Raw genomic sequence first — 15,812 nt, forward strand, 5'->3', positions numbered from 1 at the left:
ACTTTGTACCTTTGCCCCTTTGAAACTTTGTACCTATAAATAATGTCCAGAAAAATAAAACTAATTTGGGATTTCCGCGGGCCCGCTTCTGCTAAAACAGCCGAGCATCATGAAATCCATTTGAAAGAATATATCGCCATCGAAAAGCTTCCTTTAAATATTACAGGATTTAAAATCATAAACGATATGCATGCGATCGCTTTTATGGTGGTTACCGACGAAAATATGATTGCAGTACGTGATGCGTTAAAACCACATCGCGGGGAAGTATTTGAAGGATAAACTAGAATTTTTTAAATCCCAAATTTCAAATTCCAAACTCCAATAAAAATTCCAAACTCCAATAAAAAAAATCCAAATTCCAAACTGGTTAAACAATTGGAATTTGGAATTTATATTTTGAATTTTAACTTTAGTTCGCTACCTCGCTGATAAACTTAATCCTCATCAGACGCAGTTCGTCAATATCATAATCGCCATCAAACTCTTTAAGTGCGTCCTCGATTTTATCGGATTCCGATTCCATGAAATAATCATGAATTTCTTCCTGCTGATCGTCATCAAGCATATCGTCTAACCAGTATTTGATATTCAGTTTCGTACCCGAGTACACGATTTGTTCCATTTCTTTAATCAAAGCATCCATGGAAAGTCCTTTTGCAGAAGCAATATCACTTAAAGGTAATTTTCTGTCGATATTCTGAATGATGTATAGTTTATTGGCCGAATTGACTCCGGTAGATTTCACAACCAGATCATCCGGACGAACAATATCATTGTCTTCCACATATCTGCTGATTAAAGACACAAACTCACCTCCATATTTTTTAGCCTTTCCTTCACCTACACCATGAATATTGAACAATTCGGTTAAACTAATCGGATATTTCAAAGCCATATCTTCAAGAGAAGGATCCTGAAAAACAACAAAAGGAGGCACTCCCAATTTCTTGGCTACTTTTTTACGCAATTCACGCAACATACCCATTAAAACTTCATCGGCCGTACCTGATGATTTTGCTGCAGTTACGATAGCTTCATCTTCAGACTCATTGTATTCATGATCTTCAGACATAAGAAATGAAACCGGTTTTTTAATGAAGTTCAATCCTTCTTTAGTGATTTTCACTACACCATAAGTTTCAATATCTTTTGACAGATATCCTGCCACTAAAACTTGTCGAAGCAGGGCCATCCAGTATTTTTCATCGTGATCTGAACCTGATCCAAAAAACGATTGTGTATCGGTTTTGTGTGCTTTAATGACCGCATTTACGCGACCAATTAAAGTAAACACAATTTCTTTTGATTTGTAAATGTGTTTGGTATCCCGAACAATTTCCAACAATTTAACGACCTGATCTTTGGCTTCAATTCTTGTTTTAGGATTGCGAACGTTGTCATCCATATCCGCACCTTCACCCGTTTCACTGTCAAATTCTTCACCAAAGTAATGCAACAGGAATTTTCGGCGTGACATCGAAGTTTCGGCATAGGCTACCACTTCCTGCAAAAGAGCAAATCCTATTTCCTGTTCTGCCACTGGTTTTCCTGACATGAATTTCTCCAGTTTCTCTACATCTTTATAGGAGTAATACGCCAGGCAATGCCCTTCTCCACCATCACGTCCGGCACGACCCGTTTCCTGATAGTAACTTTCAAGTGACTTTGGAATATCGTGGTGAATTACAAAACGAACATCAGGCTTATCAATTCCCATTCCAAAAGCAATGGTTGCCACTACCACATCTACGTCTTCCATCAGGAACATATCCTGATGTTTGGCACGGGTTTTAGCATCTAAACCGGCATGGTACGGCACAGCGCTGATACCATTAACTTGTAAAACTTCGGCAATCGACTCTACTTTTTTCCGGCTAAGGCAGTAAATAATTCCAGATTTGCCTTTATGTTGTTTGATAAATCGAATGATATCCGATTCTATATTTTTTGTTTTTGTGCGAACTTCGTAGTACAAATTCGCTCTGTTGAATGACGCTTTGAAAGTATTAGCGTCAGCCATTTCAAGGTTTTTCAGTATATCTTCCTGAACTTTTGGGGTTGCAGTTGCGGTAAGTCCAATAATAGGCACTTTCCCTAATTGTTTGATTATATTTTTCAGATTGCGGTATTCCGGTCTAAAGTCATGTCCCCATTCAGAAATACAATGGGCTTCGTCAATAGCTACAAATGAAATGGGCACACTCTGTAAAAAGGCCACATATTCTTCTTTTGTCAACGATTCAGGCGCTACATATAAAAGTTTGGTCAGACCTGAAGTGATGTCTTTTTTTACTTGGGCAATTTCTGTTTTGGTAAGAGAGGAATTTAGCACGTGGGCGATTCCGTTTTCTGAAGAAAGGCTTCGAATAGCATCAACCTGATTTTTCATCAAAGCGATCAGAGGAGAAACAACAATGGCTGTTCCATCCTGAATTAAAGCGGGTAATTGATAACAAAGAGACTTTCCACCGCCAGTTGGCATAATTACAAAAGTATTCTTCTTATCTAAAATACTCGTAATGACTTGCTCCTGCAAGCCCTTAAATTGGCTAAAGCCGAAATACTTCTTTAATTCCTTGTGTATTTCAATTTCGTTTGAATTCATTCTTTATATTAATGGATATTTTGTATAAATTTGCAACACATAAAGATACAACTTTCTTTTATACATACAAATTTTAAATATTCTGTTTTGATCACAAAAGAAAATATATTGGCGATCGCCAAAAAAACCATACTATCTGAAAGTGAAGCAATTACAAAGCTAATTGATTTTCTGGACGAAAATTTCTACGAAGCTGTCCAACGCATTTACGAAACTAAGGGCCGATTAGTGGTTACAGGCATCGGAAAAAGTGCCATTATTGCTCAAAAAATGGTCGCTACTTTTAACTCAACCGGCACGCCATCTATGTTCCTTCACGCCTCAGAAGCCATCCATGGCGACTTGGGAATGATACAAAACGACGACATTGTAATCTGCATTTCAAAAAGCGGAAACAGTCCTGAAATAAAAGTATTGGTTCCTCTATTAAAACGTTTTGGAAACATTTTAATCGGAATAACCGGAAATGTAACTTCATTTTTAGCTAAAGGTTCTGATTATGTTCTGAATACCACTGTTGAAATGGAGGCCTGCCCGATAAATTTGGCACCAACAAACAGCACCACTGCTCAACTTGTTATGGGTGATGCTTTAGCTGTTTGTTTGATGGAAATGCGTGATTTTAAACCTGAAGATTTTGCAGTTTATCATCCTGGTGGCGCTTTAGGAAAAAAATTACTCCTTCGCGTTAAAGACATGATTGAACATTCGTTAAAACCAATGGTAAGTCCGGACACCTCAATCAAAAAAGCTATTTTTGAGATCTCTGAAAAAAGACTGGGAGTAACCGCAGTAATCGAAAACGATAAAATTGTAGGCATCATTACCGATGGAGACATCCGAAGAATGTTAAACGACAGAGATTCTATTGCTGATTTAACGGCAAAAGATATTATGTCTAAAAATCCTAAATTCGTATCTTCAGAAACAATGGCGGTTGACGCTTTGAATATTTTAGAAGATTTTTCGATAACACAACTTATCGTTGCTGATAATGGAGAGTACAAAGGCGTATTACATTTACATGACATTTTAAAAGAAGGAATCGTATAATGGCAAAAAAAAACCTTGGCGAGATGTCGTTTCTGGATCATCTTGAAGAATTAAGATGGTTACTGGTTAGAAGTACAATTGCAATTATGATAATGGCATTTGTAACCTATTTTGTAAGTGATTATTTGTTTGATGAAATTATCCTGGGGCCAACCAGACCTACTTTTTTTACCTATATCTGGTTTTGTGATTTGTCGCACCAGCTTGGTTTCGCTGACAGTATCTGCATTACGCAGCTGAATTTTATTATCCAAAATACGGAAATGGAAGGTCAGGTAAATATTTTTGTCTGGATGTGTATTTTAGCCGGTTTTATTTTGAGTTTCCCCTATATTTTATGGGAAATCTGGAAATTTATCAGCCCTGCTTTATATGAAAAAGAGCGAAAAAATGCCAAAGTATTCATCTTCACTTCCTCTTTACTTTTTTTCTTAGGAGTATTGTTCGGATATTTTGTAGTTATTCCAATGTCTGTAAATTTCGTAGCTACTTTCTCTGTGAGTGATGTTGTAAAAAATCAATTCACGCTGGACTCTTATATGGGTATGGTAAAAACAAGTATATTGGGTAGTGCGATCTTTTTTGAATTGCCAATCGCCATTTACTTCTTAACCAAACTAGGATTAGTAACTCCTGAATTTCTGAGAAAATACTGGAAATATGCCGTAATCATCATTTTGATTATTGCCGCTATCGTAACCCCTCCAGATGTAGTAAGCCAGACTATCGTGGCCATACCAATGTTGCTTATTTACGAAGTCAGTATCCTGATTTCTAAGATTGTTTATCGAAATAAAATGAAAGAAAATGTCTGATATCATACAAGAATTTAATGATTACCGTTCTAAAATGAACGAAAAATTATTGGCCGACAACAATAAAATTGTAAAAAGAATTTTCAATCTTGATACGAATGCTTACGCTCCGGGAGCTCTTGATGTAAAAACAAAAGAGCTTTTAGGATTAGTAGCTTCGGCGGTTTTGCGTTGTGACGACTGTGTAAAATACCACCTCGAAACCAGCCATAAAGAAGGAGTTACCAAAGAAGAAATGATGGAAGCAATGGGAATCGCAACTTTAGTTGGCGGAACCATCGTAATTCCGCATTTGAGAAGAGCTTATGAATTTTGGGAAGCTTTAGAAGAGCAAGGGAATTAGAAAATGAGACAATTATTCAATTAGATAATTTTCTTGACAATATGTTAATTCACTTATTCTATTGATTTATTTTCTTTTATTTTGCCCATTGGAGATATAATTATCTCATTATCAAATTGACACATTATCTAATTAAAAAAAATGAAGCTAAGAGCCGATAATTTAATCAAAACCTATAAAGGACGTAGTGTTGTAAAAGGGATTTCTGTTGAAGTTAATCAAGGGGAAATCGTTGGTCTTTTAGGGCCTAATGGTGCAGGAAAAACGACTTCGTTTTACATGATTGTGGGATTGGTAAAACCAAACTCAGGTAATATTTATCTGGACGATCTGAACATTACCGATTATCCTATGTACAAACGTGCCCAACAAGGAATTGGTTATTTGGCGCAGGAAGCTTCTGTTTTTAGAAAATTAAGCATAGAAGACAATATCCTGAGTGTTTTGCAATTGACGAAACTATCGAAAGAAGAACAGATTGCAAAAATGGAGAGCTTAATTGAAGAATTCAGCTTAGAACACATTCGTACCAACAGAGGAGATTTACTTTCAGGGGGAGAACGTCGTCGTACGGAAATTGCCCGTGCTTTGGCAACCGATCCAAAATTTATTTTATTGGATGAGCCTTTTGCAGGAGTTGACCCGGTTGCAGTGGAAGACATTCAGAGAATTGTAGCGCAGCTAAAAAACAAAAATATTGGAATTTTAATTACCGACCACAACGTCCAGGAAACTTTGGCCATTACCGATAAAACCTACCTAATGTTTGAAGGAGGAATTTTGAAAGCCGGAATTCCTGAAGAATTGGTTGAGGACGAAATGGTTCGTCGTGTTTATCTGGGACAAAACTTTGAGCTTCGTAAAAAGAAACTTGAATTTTAAGGAAGTTTTCAGTCGCAGTTTTCAGTCACAGTAAAACTGCGACTGAAAACTTATTCTACAGTAATAAACTGTAACTGCTCTAAATCTCCATTGTAGATATTCACATCCACACTGTGTTTAATTCCCGGCAAAGAAGCTTTTTCTGTAAACTGCCAAAATAGCCAGTCTTCTTCAATCTTCTCTCTGTAGAAATTATAGTTGGCAATCCAGAATAAATATTCTCCAAATTCTTCTTTCAGGAAATCACCATAGTAACGTTCTCCGGTATAAATAATCGGGCGCACCTGATAATGTGCTTCAACCTTATTCAGCCAACGTTTCAGGCCTTTTTTCAAACTGTCCAGCGACTGATTTTTAGGCAATCTTTCAATATCTAAAACGGGCGGTAAATCCCCTTTTTGCAGTTTTACGGTTTTTATAAAAAGATCCGCCTGCTCTATCGAGTTTTCGTTAGGACGATAGTAATGATAGGCTCCGCGTATAATCTTGTGCTTTTTTGCCCCTAACCAGTTGTGCATAAACTGCCTGTCTACTTTATCATTCCCTGCCGTAGCACGAATAAAAACAAACTGAACCGGGTATTTTTCCTCCAAAACCTCAACTTCACCCCAATGTACGGTTCCTTGAAATTCAGAAACATCAATACCAATCACTTTTCCTTTATGGTTTTCCAGAACCTGAACATTTCTAACATCTGAAAGACGTTTTTCCACAGCATCCTCTTCTAAAACTTTATTTGATTTAAAGCCAAGATAATAAGCCAGTCCATCACGATAATGATAAACTGTTGCAAAAAAAAGCAATACTAAAAAAGAATAAATGATAAAGCGAAGTCCACTTGCCAGAATCGACCTCTGAGGTTTCGATTTGCGGGAATAAGAAGTTCTTCGGGTAGTCGTTTTTCTTGCCATTCCAATAAAACTACTTTTTCAAAAACACATTATTTACCACTGAAAGCAGTACATAAATAATAATAATCAACGGAATCGCGATATAATGAAGCAACAAAAGCAAAACTACAGCAATTAGCAAAAATACGATTTGCAGCCCGTTATCTTTTAGAGTAAACTTTTTAACTTTTAAGGCAAACAACGGAATTTCGGCATTCAAAATATAAGCACTGCACAAAGTAATTCCCAATAAAACCCAATGGTTGGTTAATATTTCAAACACCAATAAAGAATCTGAAAACTTCAGAACCATAGGCAAGCTCAGAATAAAAAGAGCATTTGCCGGTGTTGGCAAACCAATAAAAGAATCGGTCTGACGGGTATCAATATTAAAATTTGCCAATCGGTAACAAGAACCTAAGGTTACTATAAATCCTAAAAAAGGAATAAAAACCGAACCAATTACTTCATGAGGGTTGGCGCTTTTCAGAAACATGGTATACATTACATAACCAGGTACCACTCCGCTGGTAACCATATCGGCCAACGAGTCTAACTGCAATCCAAGCGGACTGGAAACATTGAACAATCTGGCAAAAAAACCATCAAAAAAATCAAAGAAGATTCCCAAACAAACCATGTAAAAAGCCATTTCGTAATTGGCTTCCGAAACAAAAACAACCGCGATACAACCGCAGAATAAATTGATTAATGTGATTAAATTAGGAATGTGTTTTTTAATATTCATGATTTATAATTTTGACAAATGTTGAACGGCAAATTTCGTATAAATAAGCGACATTAACAGAAATTTTTTCTATTAAAATGCTATTCCCTCAAAAGCATTGTAAACATTTTTATATGAAAAATTTAAGTTTTACAATAATTTGAATTAGATGACTAAAATATTATATTTTTGATAAAAATTAAAACAGACTTCAGTCTGCTAAAAAATATCCGTTGAAGAAAATCTTTGTGTTTTTATTATTTTGTAGTTGCACGATTCAGTATGCACAAACCGTTCGAAAGTATTCGAATGAGTTTATGAATATTGGTGTTGACGCAGCTGCTTTAGGAATGTCGGGTGCTGTAGTTTCTTCTACAAATGATGTTAATTCCGTTTATTGGAACCCAGCCGGTCTGACGCATCTTGAAGATCATCAAATTTCACTGATGCACGCCAATTATTTTGCCAATATTGCGCAATACGACTACATTGGATATGCAAGTCCGATTGACGACAGAAGTGCCTGGGGAATCTCGATGATTCGTTTTGGCGTCGATGACATTATGGACACGACCCAGTTGATCGACAATCAGGGGAATATCGATTACAATCGAATCAGGCTGTTCTCTACTGCAGATTATGGTTTTACTTTTTCGTACGCAAGAAAATTACCGGTAGATGGTTTTCAATATGGAGTGAATGCAAAAGTAATCCGACGAGTGATTGGAAAATTTGCCAATTCCTGGGGTTTTGGTTTTGACTTTGGACTTCAATTTGAAAGAAATGGCTGGAATTTTGGTTTGATGCTTCGCGATATTACCACTACTTACAATGTATGGAATATTAATGAAGAGGAATACAAGAAAATTGCCAATGCTATTCCGGGAGAAAACAACGAATTACCAGAAAGTACTGAGATTACTCTACCAAAAGCGCAGCTGGGAATTTCTAAAAAAATTGAATTTCACAACGATTACAGTCTTTTGATTGCAACCAATTTGAATATGCGCTTTGAGCAAACCAATGATATTATTTCGACAAAAGCAGTCAGTATCGATCCTGCTCTGGGTTTTGAGTTTGGTTATACCGATCTTGTTTTTTTAAGAGCAGGAGCAGGAAATTTTCAAAATGTAACGCAATTAGACAACACTGAAAAACTAAACTTCCAGCCTAATATAGGGCTTGGTTTTAAGTACAAAGGTATTCAGGTCGACTATGCTTTGACAGATTTAGGAAATCAAAGTACAGCTTTGTATTCTAATATTTTTTCTTTAAAAGTAGATTTAGGTATCTTTAGATAATATTTGTTAATCCTCAAACTTCTTAACATTTTAAATTATGAAAAATGTCCTTTTCAAAAAAACACTTTTTAGTTTACTATTATTACTAAGTTTCCTGGGGTTTAGCCAGAATATCCCTTTAACAAAAGAGGCTAAAATAAGTGTTATTACCTGCGGATTGGGTAATGAAAGTTATACTTATTTTGGTCATACTGCAATTCGCGTCGCTGACCCGGCTAACAACATTGATGTTGTTTACAATTATGGTAATTTTGACTTTAGAACACCCAATTTTGTTGCCAAGTTTGCAAAAGGTGATCTGCAATATTTTGTAAGCGTTAGATCCTATCCTGAATTTGTAAACGATTATACAACTGAGAAGAGAAGTGTTTTTGAACAGGAGCTCATGATACCTCAGAACCTAAAGCAAACCCTTTTTAATAACTTAAATGCAACGGCACTCTCTGAAGATCGTTATTACACCTATAAGTTTATTGATAAAAACTGTACTTCAATGGTCGTTGATGTCATCAATAAATCGCTCAATGGAGATGTTGTCACTAAAAAAGGAGACACAACTGAAACGTACCGATCCATTCTGTTTCCTTATTTCGATGAGCATTTTTACGATCAGTTAGGAACCAGCATTATCTTCGGAACAAAAGTAGACCAACCGGGAACCAAGATCTTTTTACCTTTCGAATTAAAAAGCAGCTTAGAGAAAACTACTTTTCAAAATCATCCTTTAGTAGGCCAAAGCAAAACTGTGCTTAATTTTGAAAAAGAAAAACCAAGTTCATGGTGGAATAACATTTACACTTATCTCCTCATACTGGCTTTTGTTGTTTTGGCGCACAATAAAGTAGTTGATAAAATCTATCTTTTGATCTTATCTCTTATAGGAATCTTTTTTGTTACTATTGGATTCTATTCGCTGCACCAGGAACTGGCAATGAACTACAATGTACTTTTACTTAGTCCGCTTTTGCTGGTATTAATCCTCTTTTCAATCTTAAAAAACAAAAGATGGACGTACCGCTTTGCCGTTATACATTTACTATTTTTGGTAGTTTACGCTATTTTCATGATCAACAAAGCTCATTTCTTCATTGTTTTGCCAATGATAATTACAAGCGGATTTGTTTTAGTGAGAGTCGCTATTCGAAATAAAAAACGTATTCCGATTATTATTTAAATTACTGTCCGCGATAAAACAAAACTGTAGTAATCGTTTTAAAAGTAATACTTAAATCCAGAAATATGCTGCGGTGTTTGATGTAGTATAAGTCGTATTGCAGCTTTATCAAACTCTCATCGATAGATTCTCCGTAAGAATAATTTACTTGTGCCCAACCGGTCAGTCCCGGTTTCACAACGTGTCGTGTCTCATAAAAAGGCATGATTCGGGCTATTTCATCCACAAAAAATGGTCGTTCAGGTCTAGGGCCAATAACAGCCATATCACCTTTTAAAACATTAAAAAACTGCGGTAATTCGTCGATTCTTGATTTACGCATCATTTTACCAAAAGGAGTAATTCTTTTATCATTTGAACTAGCAAAAACAATCCCATTAGACTCTGAGTTTTCTACCATGGTTCTGAACTTATAGATTTTAAAAACAACTCCGTTTTTACCTACACGCTCCTGTGTGTAAAACAAAGTTCCTTTATTAGCTACCAGATTCGTAATAAAAATAAAAGGAATAAAAAGGAAGCAAATAAGCAATCCCGTAATTGAAAACAAAAATTCTAAGAGGCGAACAAAAAACAGGTAGAGCTTATTGTTATTATTTCTACTAAAGGGGAAAAATCTATAAAAATCGCGGGCTATATAATGAACCGGAATACGTTGGGTTTTACTTTCGTACACCTGCGTATATTCCCGAATAATATTTCCTGATTCTAATAAATGAAGTAATTGCTGGTAAAGATCGGCTGTAATTCCATCTGTTTTTTGAGAAGCAATAACAATCTCTGAAACCTGATTCCGAATTACAAACTCTTCTAAGTCTTTCTTTTTAATTTCTTTTACGTAGTGGAAGTTTAAATCTTCTTCTGAAATTGCATCTGAATTTACAAAGCCAATAATTCTATAATGCGGATCAACATTTTCAAGTCCCAAAACCAATTCTTCTACTTGATTTTGATCACATATTAAAACTACATTTTGAGAAAAACGGTGTGATGCCAGAAAGAAGACATAAAACAAACGCCACAATAGTAAAGTGCCCAGTATTGTAAAATAGAATATGACTATAACTAATCGTTGTTTGGGCAAGACTGGAGATAAAACCGGTGTAAACAAATAAGCCACACTTGAAGCTGTAGCCGTAAAAATCACACTTTGAAGAATCTGTAACTGACTGCTGGCGACCTGTAAATTGTACATTTCAAATATTACCCCAAAAGCATATACATAACTGAGGAGCAATATTATACTTAGAAAATTGCTTTTATCAAAAACAAAGTAATTATAATGAAATAGTAAACTTAGGAGATATAATGCAGACAAAATAAAAACAACATCAAAAAGAAGAAGCAAAACTTTCCTTTCCGAAATTTCGAAATGCATTTTAGATTTTAAAAACATTTATTCTATTGTTTAGGGGCTTAAACGTGAGGCAAATGTATTATAAAAAACAGAATTTAGCTGACGGAAATTTCTTCTTTTTCAGGAATTTTAATCTGAACAAAAAGAAGCGATAATCCGTACACAAAAGCAGGCGCAGCTGTTCTCATAGCAGCGTGATTTATGGTTAATAACCAAAAAATGAAAAATGAAAAAAAGTATAAATGCTGTCGATTGTTAACATACAACATTATAGGTACAGTTAAAAGTAATACGAGTCCCAAAACACCAAATAAACCATGCTCACTTATCATACGGGTACTTTCGTTGTGTGAAGCTGCAGCTTCTCCAGAGGCTTCTTTTCTGATTTGTTTACCCATTCCAACTCCAACACCCAAAACTGGATTTTCGATGAAAAGCTTTAACTCTTCATTCATAATCTGCTCTCTGCCTCCCAAACGATCTTTCTTCTGTCTACCTCTGGCATCCTGATTCGCATAACGTTTTTCAATAAGTCCTTTCGTCTGAAAAGAAGAGTACACCCACACTCCCATACCTAATAATCCGGTTAGAATAAAAACCGATACAAACTTTCTTCTTCCCCTGTTATTAGAAAAACGGTATAGAAAAAATAATAAACAAATAATCATGGCTATCGCCGTTATAATTCCTCCCCTTGAAAAGGTCACGATCCCTCGGTAAGTCAAAAAAACTAACAATGCACCATTTAAAATCATCATTTTTTTCGATTTAGAGAATAGTATCAGTTGCGTAAAAAATATAAAGATCCCTAATCCGAGTATCGTTGAAACCTGATTTGGTCCAAACCCTCCGGAGGTCTCAAAATTAGATTGGGTCCCCGTTACCACATCTCTAACACTTGGATTGTATAAAAACAAATAAACAGTTGTACTAACGATTGGCAACCCCATTGCGATTAAAACAGTTTGCAGATCGGCAAATAAGATCTTTCTTTTATACATATAGATAGAAGATATTGCCAGACAGACCGGTCCCGATAAGTTGAAAACTAATGATTTCTTAATATCGACAGAAACACTGAAAACGGTAGAAGTAATTAAAATACCCGGAATTAATAAAATAAGAAAGAAAAAATACACAAATGCATTGGAAGAAAAATTACTGTACACCATTCCCACTAACATGAAAAAAATCACATTAATCTTTACAAACTCATTATTAAAATTTCCTCCGGTCATTCTTAAAAACACCTCCACTCCAACTAGGTAAGCTGCTACAAGAAGAACTTCGTTATTCCTATTCTTGCTTCGATAAACAATAAAAAAACCGACAATTGGAATTAATAATGCGTACATTTTTGACAAAAAGGGTACAGCAAAGACAGCCAAGGCAATAGCAGCATGAATTAAAAGCAGATTGCTATAAGACAGTTTTATGTTTTTCATCCCCATTTAATATTTTTAAATCGCAAAAGTAATCAAAGATTCCAGCCATAAACGATACTCTGCAATAATACTTTTTTTACTAAAATTCAACTGAACCTTTTCATATAGTTTTAAAGCAAGTTTATCCCGAAATTTTTCATCAATAATAATTCTTTCGAGTGCTTCCACAAAGCCATTTAGATCATCGGATTCTACAATTAAACCCTCGATCTCTGAATCAATTACTTTTGAGACATCGCCCACATTTGTTGCTACTACAGGTAATTTTGAGAGCCCGTATTCTAAGATAGCCAATGGAAGTCCTTCTGAAAATGACGTCAAAATACCAATCTGACTTTGCATTAATGCTGAACCGGCATTATTAGTTGAACCATAAAAAAAAACTACTTCCTGTAATTCTAAATCTACAACCTTCTTTTTCAATTCTTCAGAATAGGAATCCTGAAAGTCTTTTCCAAACAAATGAAAGCTCCAATCCGGGAATTTATTTCTAATCCTATTGGCTGCATTTATTAGCAGTTCGTGATTCTTTTGCGGCCGCAAATTAGCAACACAAATAATTCTTTTCCCTTCTGATCCTTTTAAAACTACTTGCTCTTTTGAAATAGGAGATTCAGAGATAAAATTAGACAAATAAATAATGTCCGGGCACCATAAATAACTTTTTGCCCAATCTTTTAAAACTTCACTTACTGAGATGATACCCGTAAAAAAAAGTGAACTTACTTTTAAAACTAAATCTTTTCTGGAGGTCAAATCTTGCGAAATTCCATAGTGATCGTGCCAGATAATTTTAATTCCTGGTAAAGTTAATTTAACTAAAACTGCAATAAAAAAAGAAGAACTGTGTGCATGAATTACATCAACCTGATTCTTCTTTAAATATTTACGCAATATGGAAACTGCATTAAAATCAATTATTTTCCTTTTCTTTAAAAATAAATAACTAACATTCTCGTCAATCTGATTGAATAACAATCCTTCTCTCCGTGATACAATTAAGCCAGAAAACTCGGCTTCACCAGCCAAAGCATTAGCATAGTTGACTGCCATGCGTTCTGCTCCTCCAGGCTCTAAAGAGTCAATTATTTGTACAATTCTCATTCTAATAATAGCTTTTTAAGTTCTGATTCAAAAAGATCTGTAGTATAATTTTGCGACCACTCAATAGCTAATTCTCTTTTTTTATGTAAATTTTGCTCCTCTTTTAACATTTCATTTATCTGATTTACGTCTTTCACTAAATCCATTTCCAGCAAAATACCTCTCTGCCCATAATCTAATATAAAAGGTACACAGGAAACTTTACTAGCAATTGGAATACTGCCCCAGAACATTCCTTCAGCAATAGCTTTAGGCCAGCCTTCACTTTTAGATGGTAAAATAACAAAATGGCTATTTTGATATGCTTTTTTTATTGTGTCCTGATTTTGATTTCCATTCAAGATGACAAATCTTCCTAAATCATTTTCCTTAATATAATCTTCCAAATAAACCCGATCCGGGCCTTCTCCGTACAAACTCAGAATTATTTTATTTCCTTTATTTATTAAATGATGAATTATTTTTAACGCATAAACAGAATTTTTACCCGAGACTAAACTGCCGACAAAAACAAAATTTAATGTACCATTGAAATCTTTTTCCTTAATGGTTGTTTTTTCAGATTCGGAGTAAGTTGCGGTAAAAAAAGACTTTATATTTTTGGATTGGTTTTCCCATTTCCCATAAACTAATACGGTCATGTTCCGAGTCAAAAAAGTATTATTTAAAATCCATTTTTGCATTTTATAGGAGAATGGCTGTTTACTTTTAGGATCCCAATTGCCCGCATATTTAGCTGTTTTACTTTTTCGGGGAAATAATATCTGAACAAAACAGCCCAATAGCCCCATATTCCCGGGACACCTCAAATGAATATGGTCAGCATTTTTCATCGCTAAAAATAGATTCCACAAAACAATTGGCAATTTAATAATTGAAATAAAGCTATTCCTAATATCAATAAAATTAAAATTTGGAACTTGTCTAAAATCAATTTTATTGTGCTGGTATGGGATATCAATTGCGGTTCGCTCCCCTTTTTGTAGTGGGGCAACAATAAGTACTTCATCTACAAACTTAAACCAAATGTTCATTTCCCGAACATAAGGAGCATAAGCTAAAAATTCATTCTCATGCTGAATATGGACAACATGGGTTACAATTAAAAACTTCATGAGTTTATTTTTGGTTTATTAATGAATAAACTCAAAAAACCAATACTTCTTCCCAAGGCTTCGGTAAAGGCTTCTTTTTTCTTTTGTTCTGTAAGAACATTTGTAAAGCGAATTAAGATTAAAAGTACTGTTATTAAATTCCATTTTAAACGGTCTTTAAAAACTGGAGCTGGGTTTTTAACTCTCCAAACATACCATCCGTTTCTAACTACCATTTTTCCGTATTTGTACTTATTTGGACGACCCGACTCGGCATGAAAATGAGATAAACGTGCATTTGTATTGATTACATTTTGACCAAACTGCAAAGCTCTTAAACTAAAATCAGCATCTTCATACAAACCATATCCTTCAAAATATCCAGAAAACTTAATTTGATCTAAAACTTGTTTTTTGAATGACATGGACATTCCTATTAATAAATCTACTTCATAAGTCTTTCCTGTCAGCGGAAATCCTGAGGTTCTGCCATGTGAATAATTTGGCATTTTACCGGATCCTAAAGTAGAGTTTAGCTTTAAGTAATTCCTAACAACATTCCGCAAACCTTCTTTGTAATAAAAGCCCTCAAACAAATAGTTTTTTTTCTGATCATACAAAACGTCAGGATCCTGTTTTTTCCAACCGTACTCATTAACTGCAATCCCTCCTACGCCAGCTATAGCCGAATTTACATTGAATGTTTCGATAACCTGCTTAAAGTAATCCGGTTCTAAAACTGTATCGTCATCCAGAAAGCAAACAATTTCACAGTCTGTATTTACTTTTGAAACGCCATAGTTTCGTTGTCTTGTAAGGCCTCTATTATCTTTAGAAACCAGGAAATATTCTAAATTCTGAAACTTGTTTTCTTCTACAACAGTTTTGGTCTCATTATTAATGGAACCATCGATAATAAGGATTTGATTTGGATACAATAATTGCTTTTGAATCGACTGCAATAAAGCTTGCAATGATTCAGGGCGCATATAAGTACAAATAATTAGCGAAAAATTCAT

15 protein-coding genes are annotated in these 15,812 nt (G+C 34.9%); 7 read left to right on the forward strand and 8 right to left on the reverse strand.

The window, feature by feature from the left end:
* Window positions 1-42: 42 nt before the first annotated feature.
* Window positions 43-282: a hypothetical protein gene (locus OLM61_RS04455; protein WP_264525274.1), complete on the forward strand. Its 240-nt coding sequence runs from the start codon at window positions 43-45 to the stop codon at window positions 280-282.
* Window positions 283-412: 130 nt separating this feature from the next.
* On the opposite strand, the gene recQ is transcribed toward OLM61_RS04455, so the two are convergent.
* The gene (gene recQ / locus OLM61_RS04460; RefSeq protein WP_264525275.1) at window positions 413-2,608 is read right to left on the reverse strand and encodes a DNA helicase RecQ; all 2,196 of its coding nucleotides are present in this window, start codon (window positions 2,606-2,608) and stop codon (window positions 413-415) included.
* An 87-nt stretch (window positions 2,609-2,695) separates the two neighbouring features.
* Between recQ and OLM61_RS04465 the strand changes: the two genes are divergently transcribed.
* The 4 genes from OLM61_RS04465 (at window position 2,696) to lptB (ending at window position 5,701) form a co-directional block, all read left to right on the forward strand.
* Complete coding sequence (locus tag OLM61_RS04465) at window positions 2,696-3,661, forward strand: KpsF/GutQ family sugar-phosphate isomerase (RefSeq protein WP_264525276.1); 966 nt, start codon at window positions 2,696-2,698, stop codon at window positions 3,659-3,661.
* Window positions 3,661-4,476: a twin-arginine translocase subunit TatC gene (gene tatC, locus OLM61_RS04470; protein WP_264525277.1), complete on the forward strand. Its 816-nt coding sequence runs from the start codon at window positions 3,661-3,663 to the stop codon at window positions 4,474-4,476. Before OLM61_RS04465 ends, tatC begins: the two co-directional genes overlap by 1 nt.
* Complete coding sequence (locus OLM61_RS04475; protein WP_257682795.1) at window positions 4,469-4,819, forward strand: carboxymuconolactone decarboxylase family protein; 351 nt, start codon at window positions 4,469-4,471, stop codon at window positions 4,817-4,819. Before tatC ends, OLM61_RS04475 begins: the two co-directional genes overlap by 8 nt.
* Window positions 4,820-4,960: 141 nt before the next feature.
* Complete coding sequence (gene lptB, locus OLM61_RS04480; RefSeq protein ID WP_007803831.1) at window positions 4,961-5,701, forward strand: LPS export ABC transporter ATP-binding protein; 741 nt, start codon at window positions 4,961-4,963, stop codon at window positions 5,699-5,701.
* A 50-nt stretch (window positions 5,702-5,751) separates the two neighbouring features.
* Here the strand turns inward: lptB and OLM61_RS04485 are convergent, their stop codons facing one another.
* Complete coding sequence (locus OLM61_RS04485; protein WP_264525278.1) at window positions 5,752-6,612, reverse strand: glycoside hydrolase family 25 protein; 861 nt, start codon at window positions 6,610-6,612, stop codon at window positions 5,752-5,754.
* A 10-nt stretch (window positions 6,613-6,622) separates the two neighbouring features.
* On the reverse strand, window positions 6,623-7,339 hold the full coding sequence (locus OLM61_RS04490) for a CDP-alcohol phosphatidyltransferase family protein (RefSeq protein ID WP_264525279.1): 717 nt from the start codon (window positions 7,337-7,339) through the stop codon (window positions 6,623-6,625).
* Between the two features lie 296 nt (window positions 7,340-7,635).
* On the opposite strand from OLM61_RS04490, the gene OLM61_RS04495 reads away from it, so the two are divergent.
* Together OLM61_RS04495 and OLM61_RS04500 are read left to right on the forward strand one after the other, a co-directional pair.
* A complete protein-coding gene (locus tag OLM61_RS04495) occupies window positions 7,636-8,619 on the forward strand; it encodes a PorV/PorQ family protein (protein ID WP_264526360.1) in 984 nt (327 codons plus the stop codon).
* Between the two features lie 37 nt (window positions 8,620-8,656).
* A complete protein-coding gene (locus OLM61_RS04500; protein ID WP_264525280.1) occupies window positions 8,657-9,793 on the forward strand; it encodes a DUF4105 domain-containing protein in 1,137 nt (378 codons plus the stop codon).
* Window position 9,794: 1 nt separating this feature from the next.
* Here OLM61_RS04500 and OLM61_RS04505 read toward each other — a convergent pair whose 3' ends face one another.
* From OLM61_RS04505 to OLM61_RS04525, 5 genes are read right to left on the reverse strand one after another with little or no spacing between them, the layout of a single operon-like run.
* Window positions 9,795-11,189, reverse strand: coding sequence for an exopolysaccharide biosynthesis polyprenyl glycosylphosphotransferase (locus OLM61_RS04505; protein ID WP_264525281.1), 1,395 nt, complete (start codon window positions 11,187-11,189; stop codon window positions 9,795-9,797).
* A gap of 56 nt (window positions 11,190-11,245) precedes the next feature.
* The gene (locus OLM61_RS04510; RefSeq protein ID WP_264525282.1) at window positions 11,246-12,595 is read right to left on the reverse strand and encodes an O-antigen ligase family protein; all 1,350 of its coding nucleotides are present in this window, start codon (window positions 12,593-12,595) and stop codon (window positions 11,246-11,248) included.
* A 15-nt stretch (window positions 12,596-12,610) separates the two neighbouring features.
* Entirely contained in the window at window positions 12,611-13,699 is a 1,089-nt protein-coding gene (locus OLM61_RS04515) for a glycosyltransferase (RefSeq protein WP_264525283.1), read from the reverse strand.
* Window positions 13,696-14,814 (reverse strand): glycosyltransferase, encoded by a 1,119-nt coding sequence (locus OLM61_RS04520; RefSeq protein ID WP_264525284.1) that lies wholly within the window; start codon window positions 14,812-14,814, stop codon window positions 13,696-13,698. Before OLM61_RS04520 ends, OLM61_RS04515 begins: the two co-directional genes overlap by 4 nt.
* A complete protein-coding gene (locus tag OLM61_RS04525; protein ID WP_264525285.1) occupies window positions 14,811-15,812 on the reverse strand; it encodes a glycosyltransferase family 2 protein in 1,002 nt (333 codons plus the stop codon). Before OLM61_RS04525 ends, OLM61_RS04520 begins: the two co-directional genes overlap by 4 nt.

Source organism: Flavobacterium sp. N502536, from assembly GCF_025947345.1.
GTDB lineage: Bacteria > Bacteroidota > Bacteroidia > Flavobacteriales > Flavobacteriaceae > Flavobacterium.

Excerpts from the sequence above, each read along its gene's own strand:
- OLM61_RS04455 (WP_264525274.1), top strand. The coding sequence starts at position 43 with ATGTCCAGAAAAATAAAACTAATTTGGGATTTCCGCGGGCCCGCTTCT.
- recQ (WP_264525275.1), bottom strand. The coding sequence starts at position 2,608 with ATGAATTCAAACGAAATTGAAATACACAAGGAATTAAAGAAGTATTTC.
- tatC (WP_264525277.1), top strand. The coding sequence starts at position 3,661 with ATGGCAAAAAAAAACCTTGGCGAGATGTCGTTTCTGGATCATCTTGAA.
- OLM61_RS04475 (WP_257682795.1), top strand. The coding sequence starts at position 4,469 with ATGTCTGATATCATACAAGAATTTAATGATTACCGTTCTAAAATGAAC.
- lptB (WP_007803831.1), top strand. The coding sequence starts at position 4,961 with ATGAAGCTAAGAGCCGATAATTTAATCAAAACCTATAAAGGACGTAGT.
- OLM61_RS04485 (WP_264525278.1), bottom strand. The coding sequence starts at position 6,612 with ATGGCAAGAAAAACGACTACCCGAAGAACTTCTTATTCCCGCAAATCG.
- OLM61_RS04490 (WP_264525279.1), bottom strand. The coding sequence starts at position 7,339 with ATGAATATTAAAAAACACATTCCTAATTTAATCACATTAATCAATTTA.
- OLM61_RS04495 (WP_264526360.1), top strand. The coding sequence starts at position 7,636 with ATGAATATTGGTGTTGACGCAGCTGCTTTAGGAATGTCGGGTGCTGTA.
- OLM61_RS04500 (WP_264525280.1), top strand. The coding sequence starts at position 8,657 with ATGAAAAATGTCCTTTTCAAAAAAACACTTTTTAGTTTACTATTATTA.
- OLM61_RS04505 (WP_264525281.1), bottom strand. The coding sequence starts at position 11,189 with ATGTTTTTAAAATCTAAAATGCATTTCGAAATTTCGGAAAGGAAAGTT.
- OLM61_RS04510 (WP_264525282.1), bottom strand. The coding sequence starts at position 12,595 with ATGAAAAACATAAAACTGTCTTATAGCAATCTGCTTTTAATTCATGCT.
- OLM61_RS04515 (WP_264525283.1), bottom strand. The coding sequence starts at position 13,699 with ATGAGAATTGTACAAATAATTGACTCTTTAGAGCCTGGAGGAGCAGAA.
- OLM61_RS04520 (WP_264525284.1), bottom strand. The coding sequence starts at position 14,814 with ATGAAGTTTTTAATTGTAACCCATGTTGTCCATATTCAGCATGAGAAT.
- OLM61_RS04525 (WP_264525285.1), bottom strand. The coding sequence starts at position 15,812 with ATGAATTTTTCGCTAATTATTTGTACTTATATGCGCCCTGAATCATTG.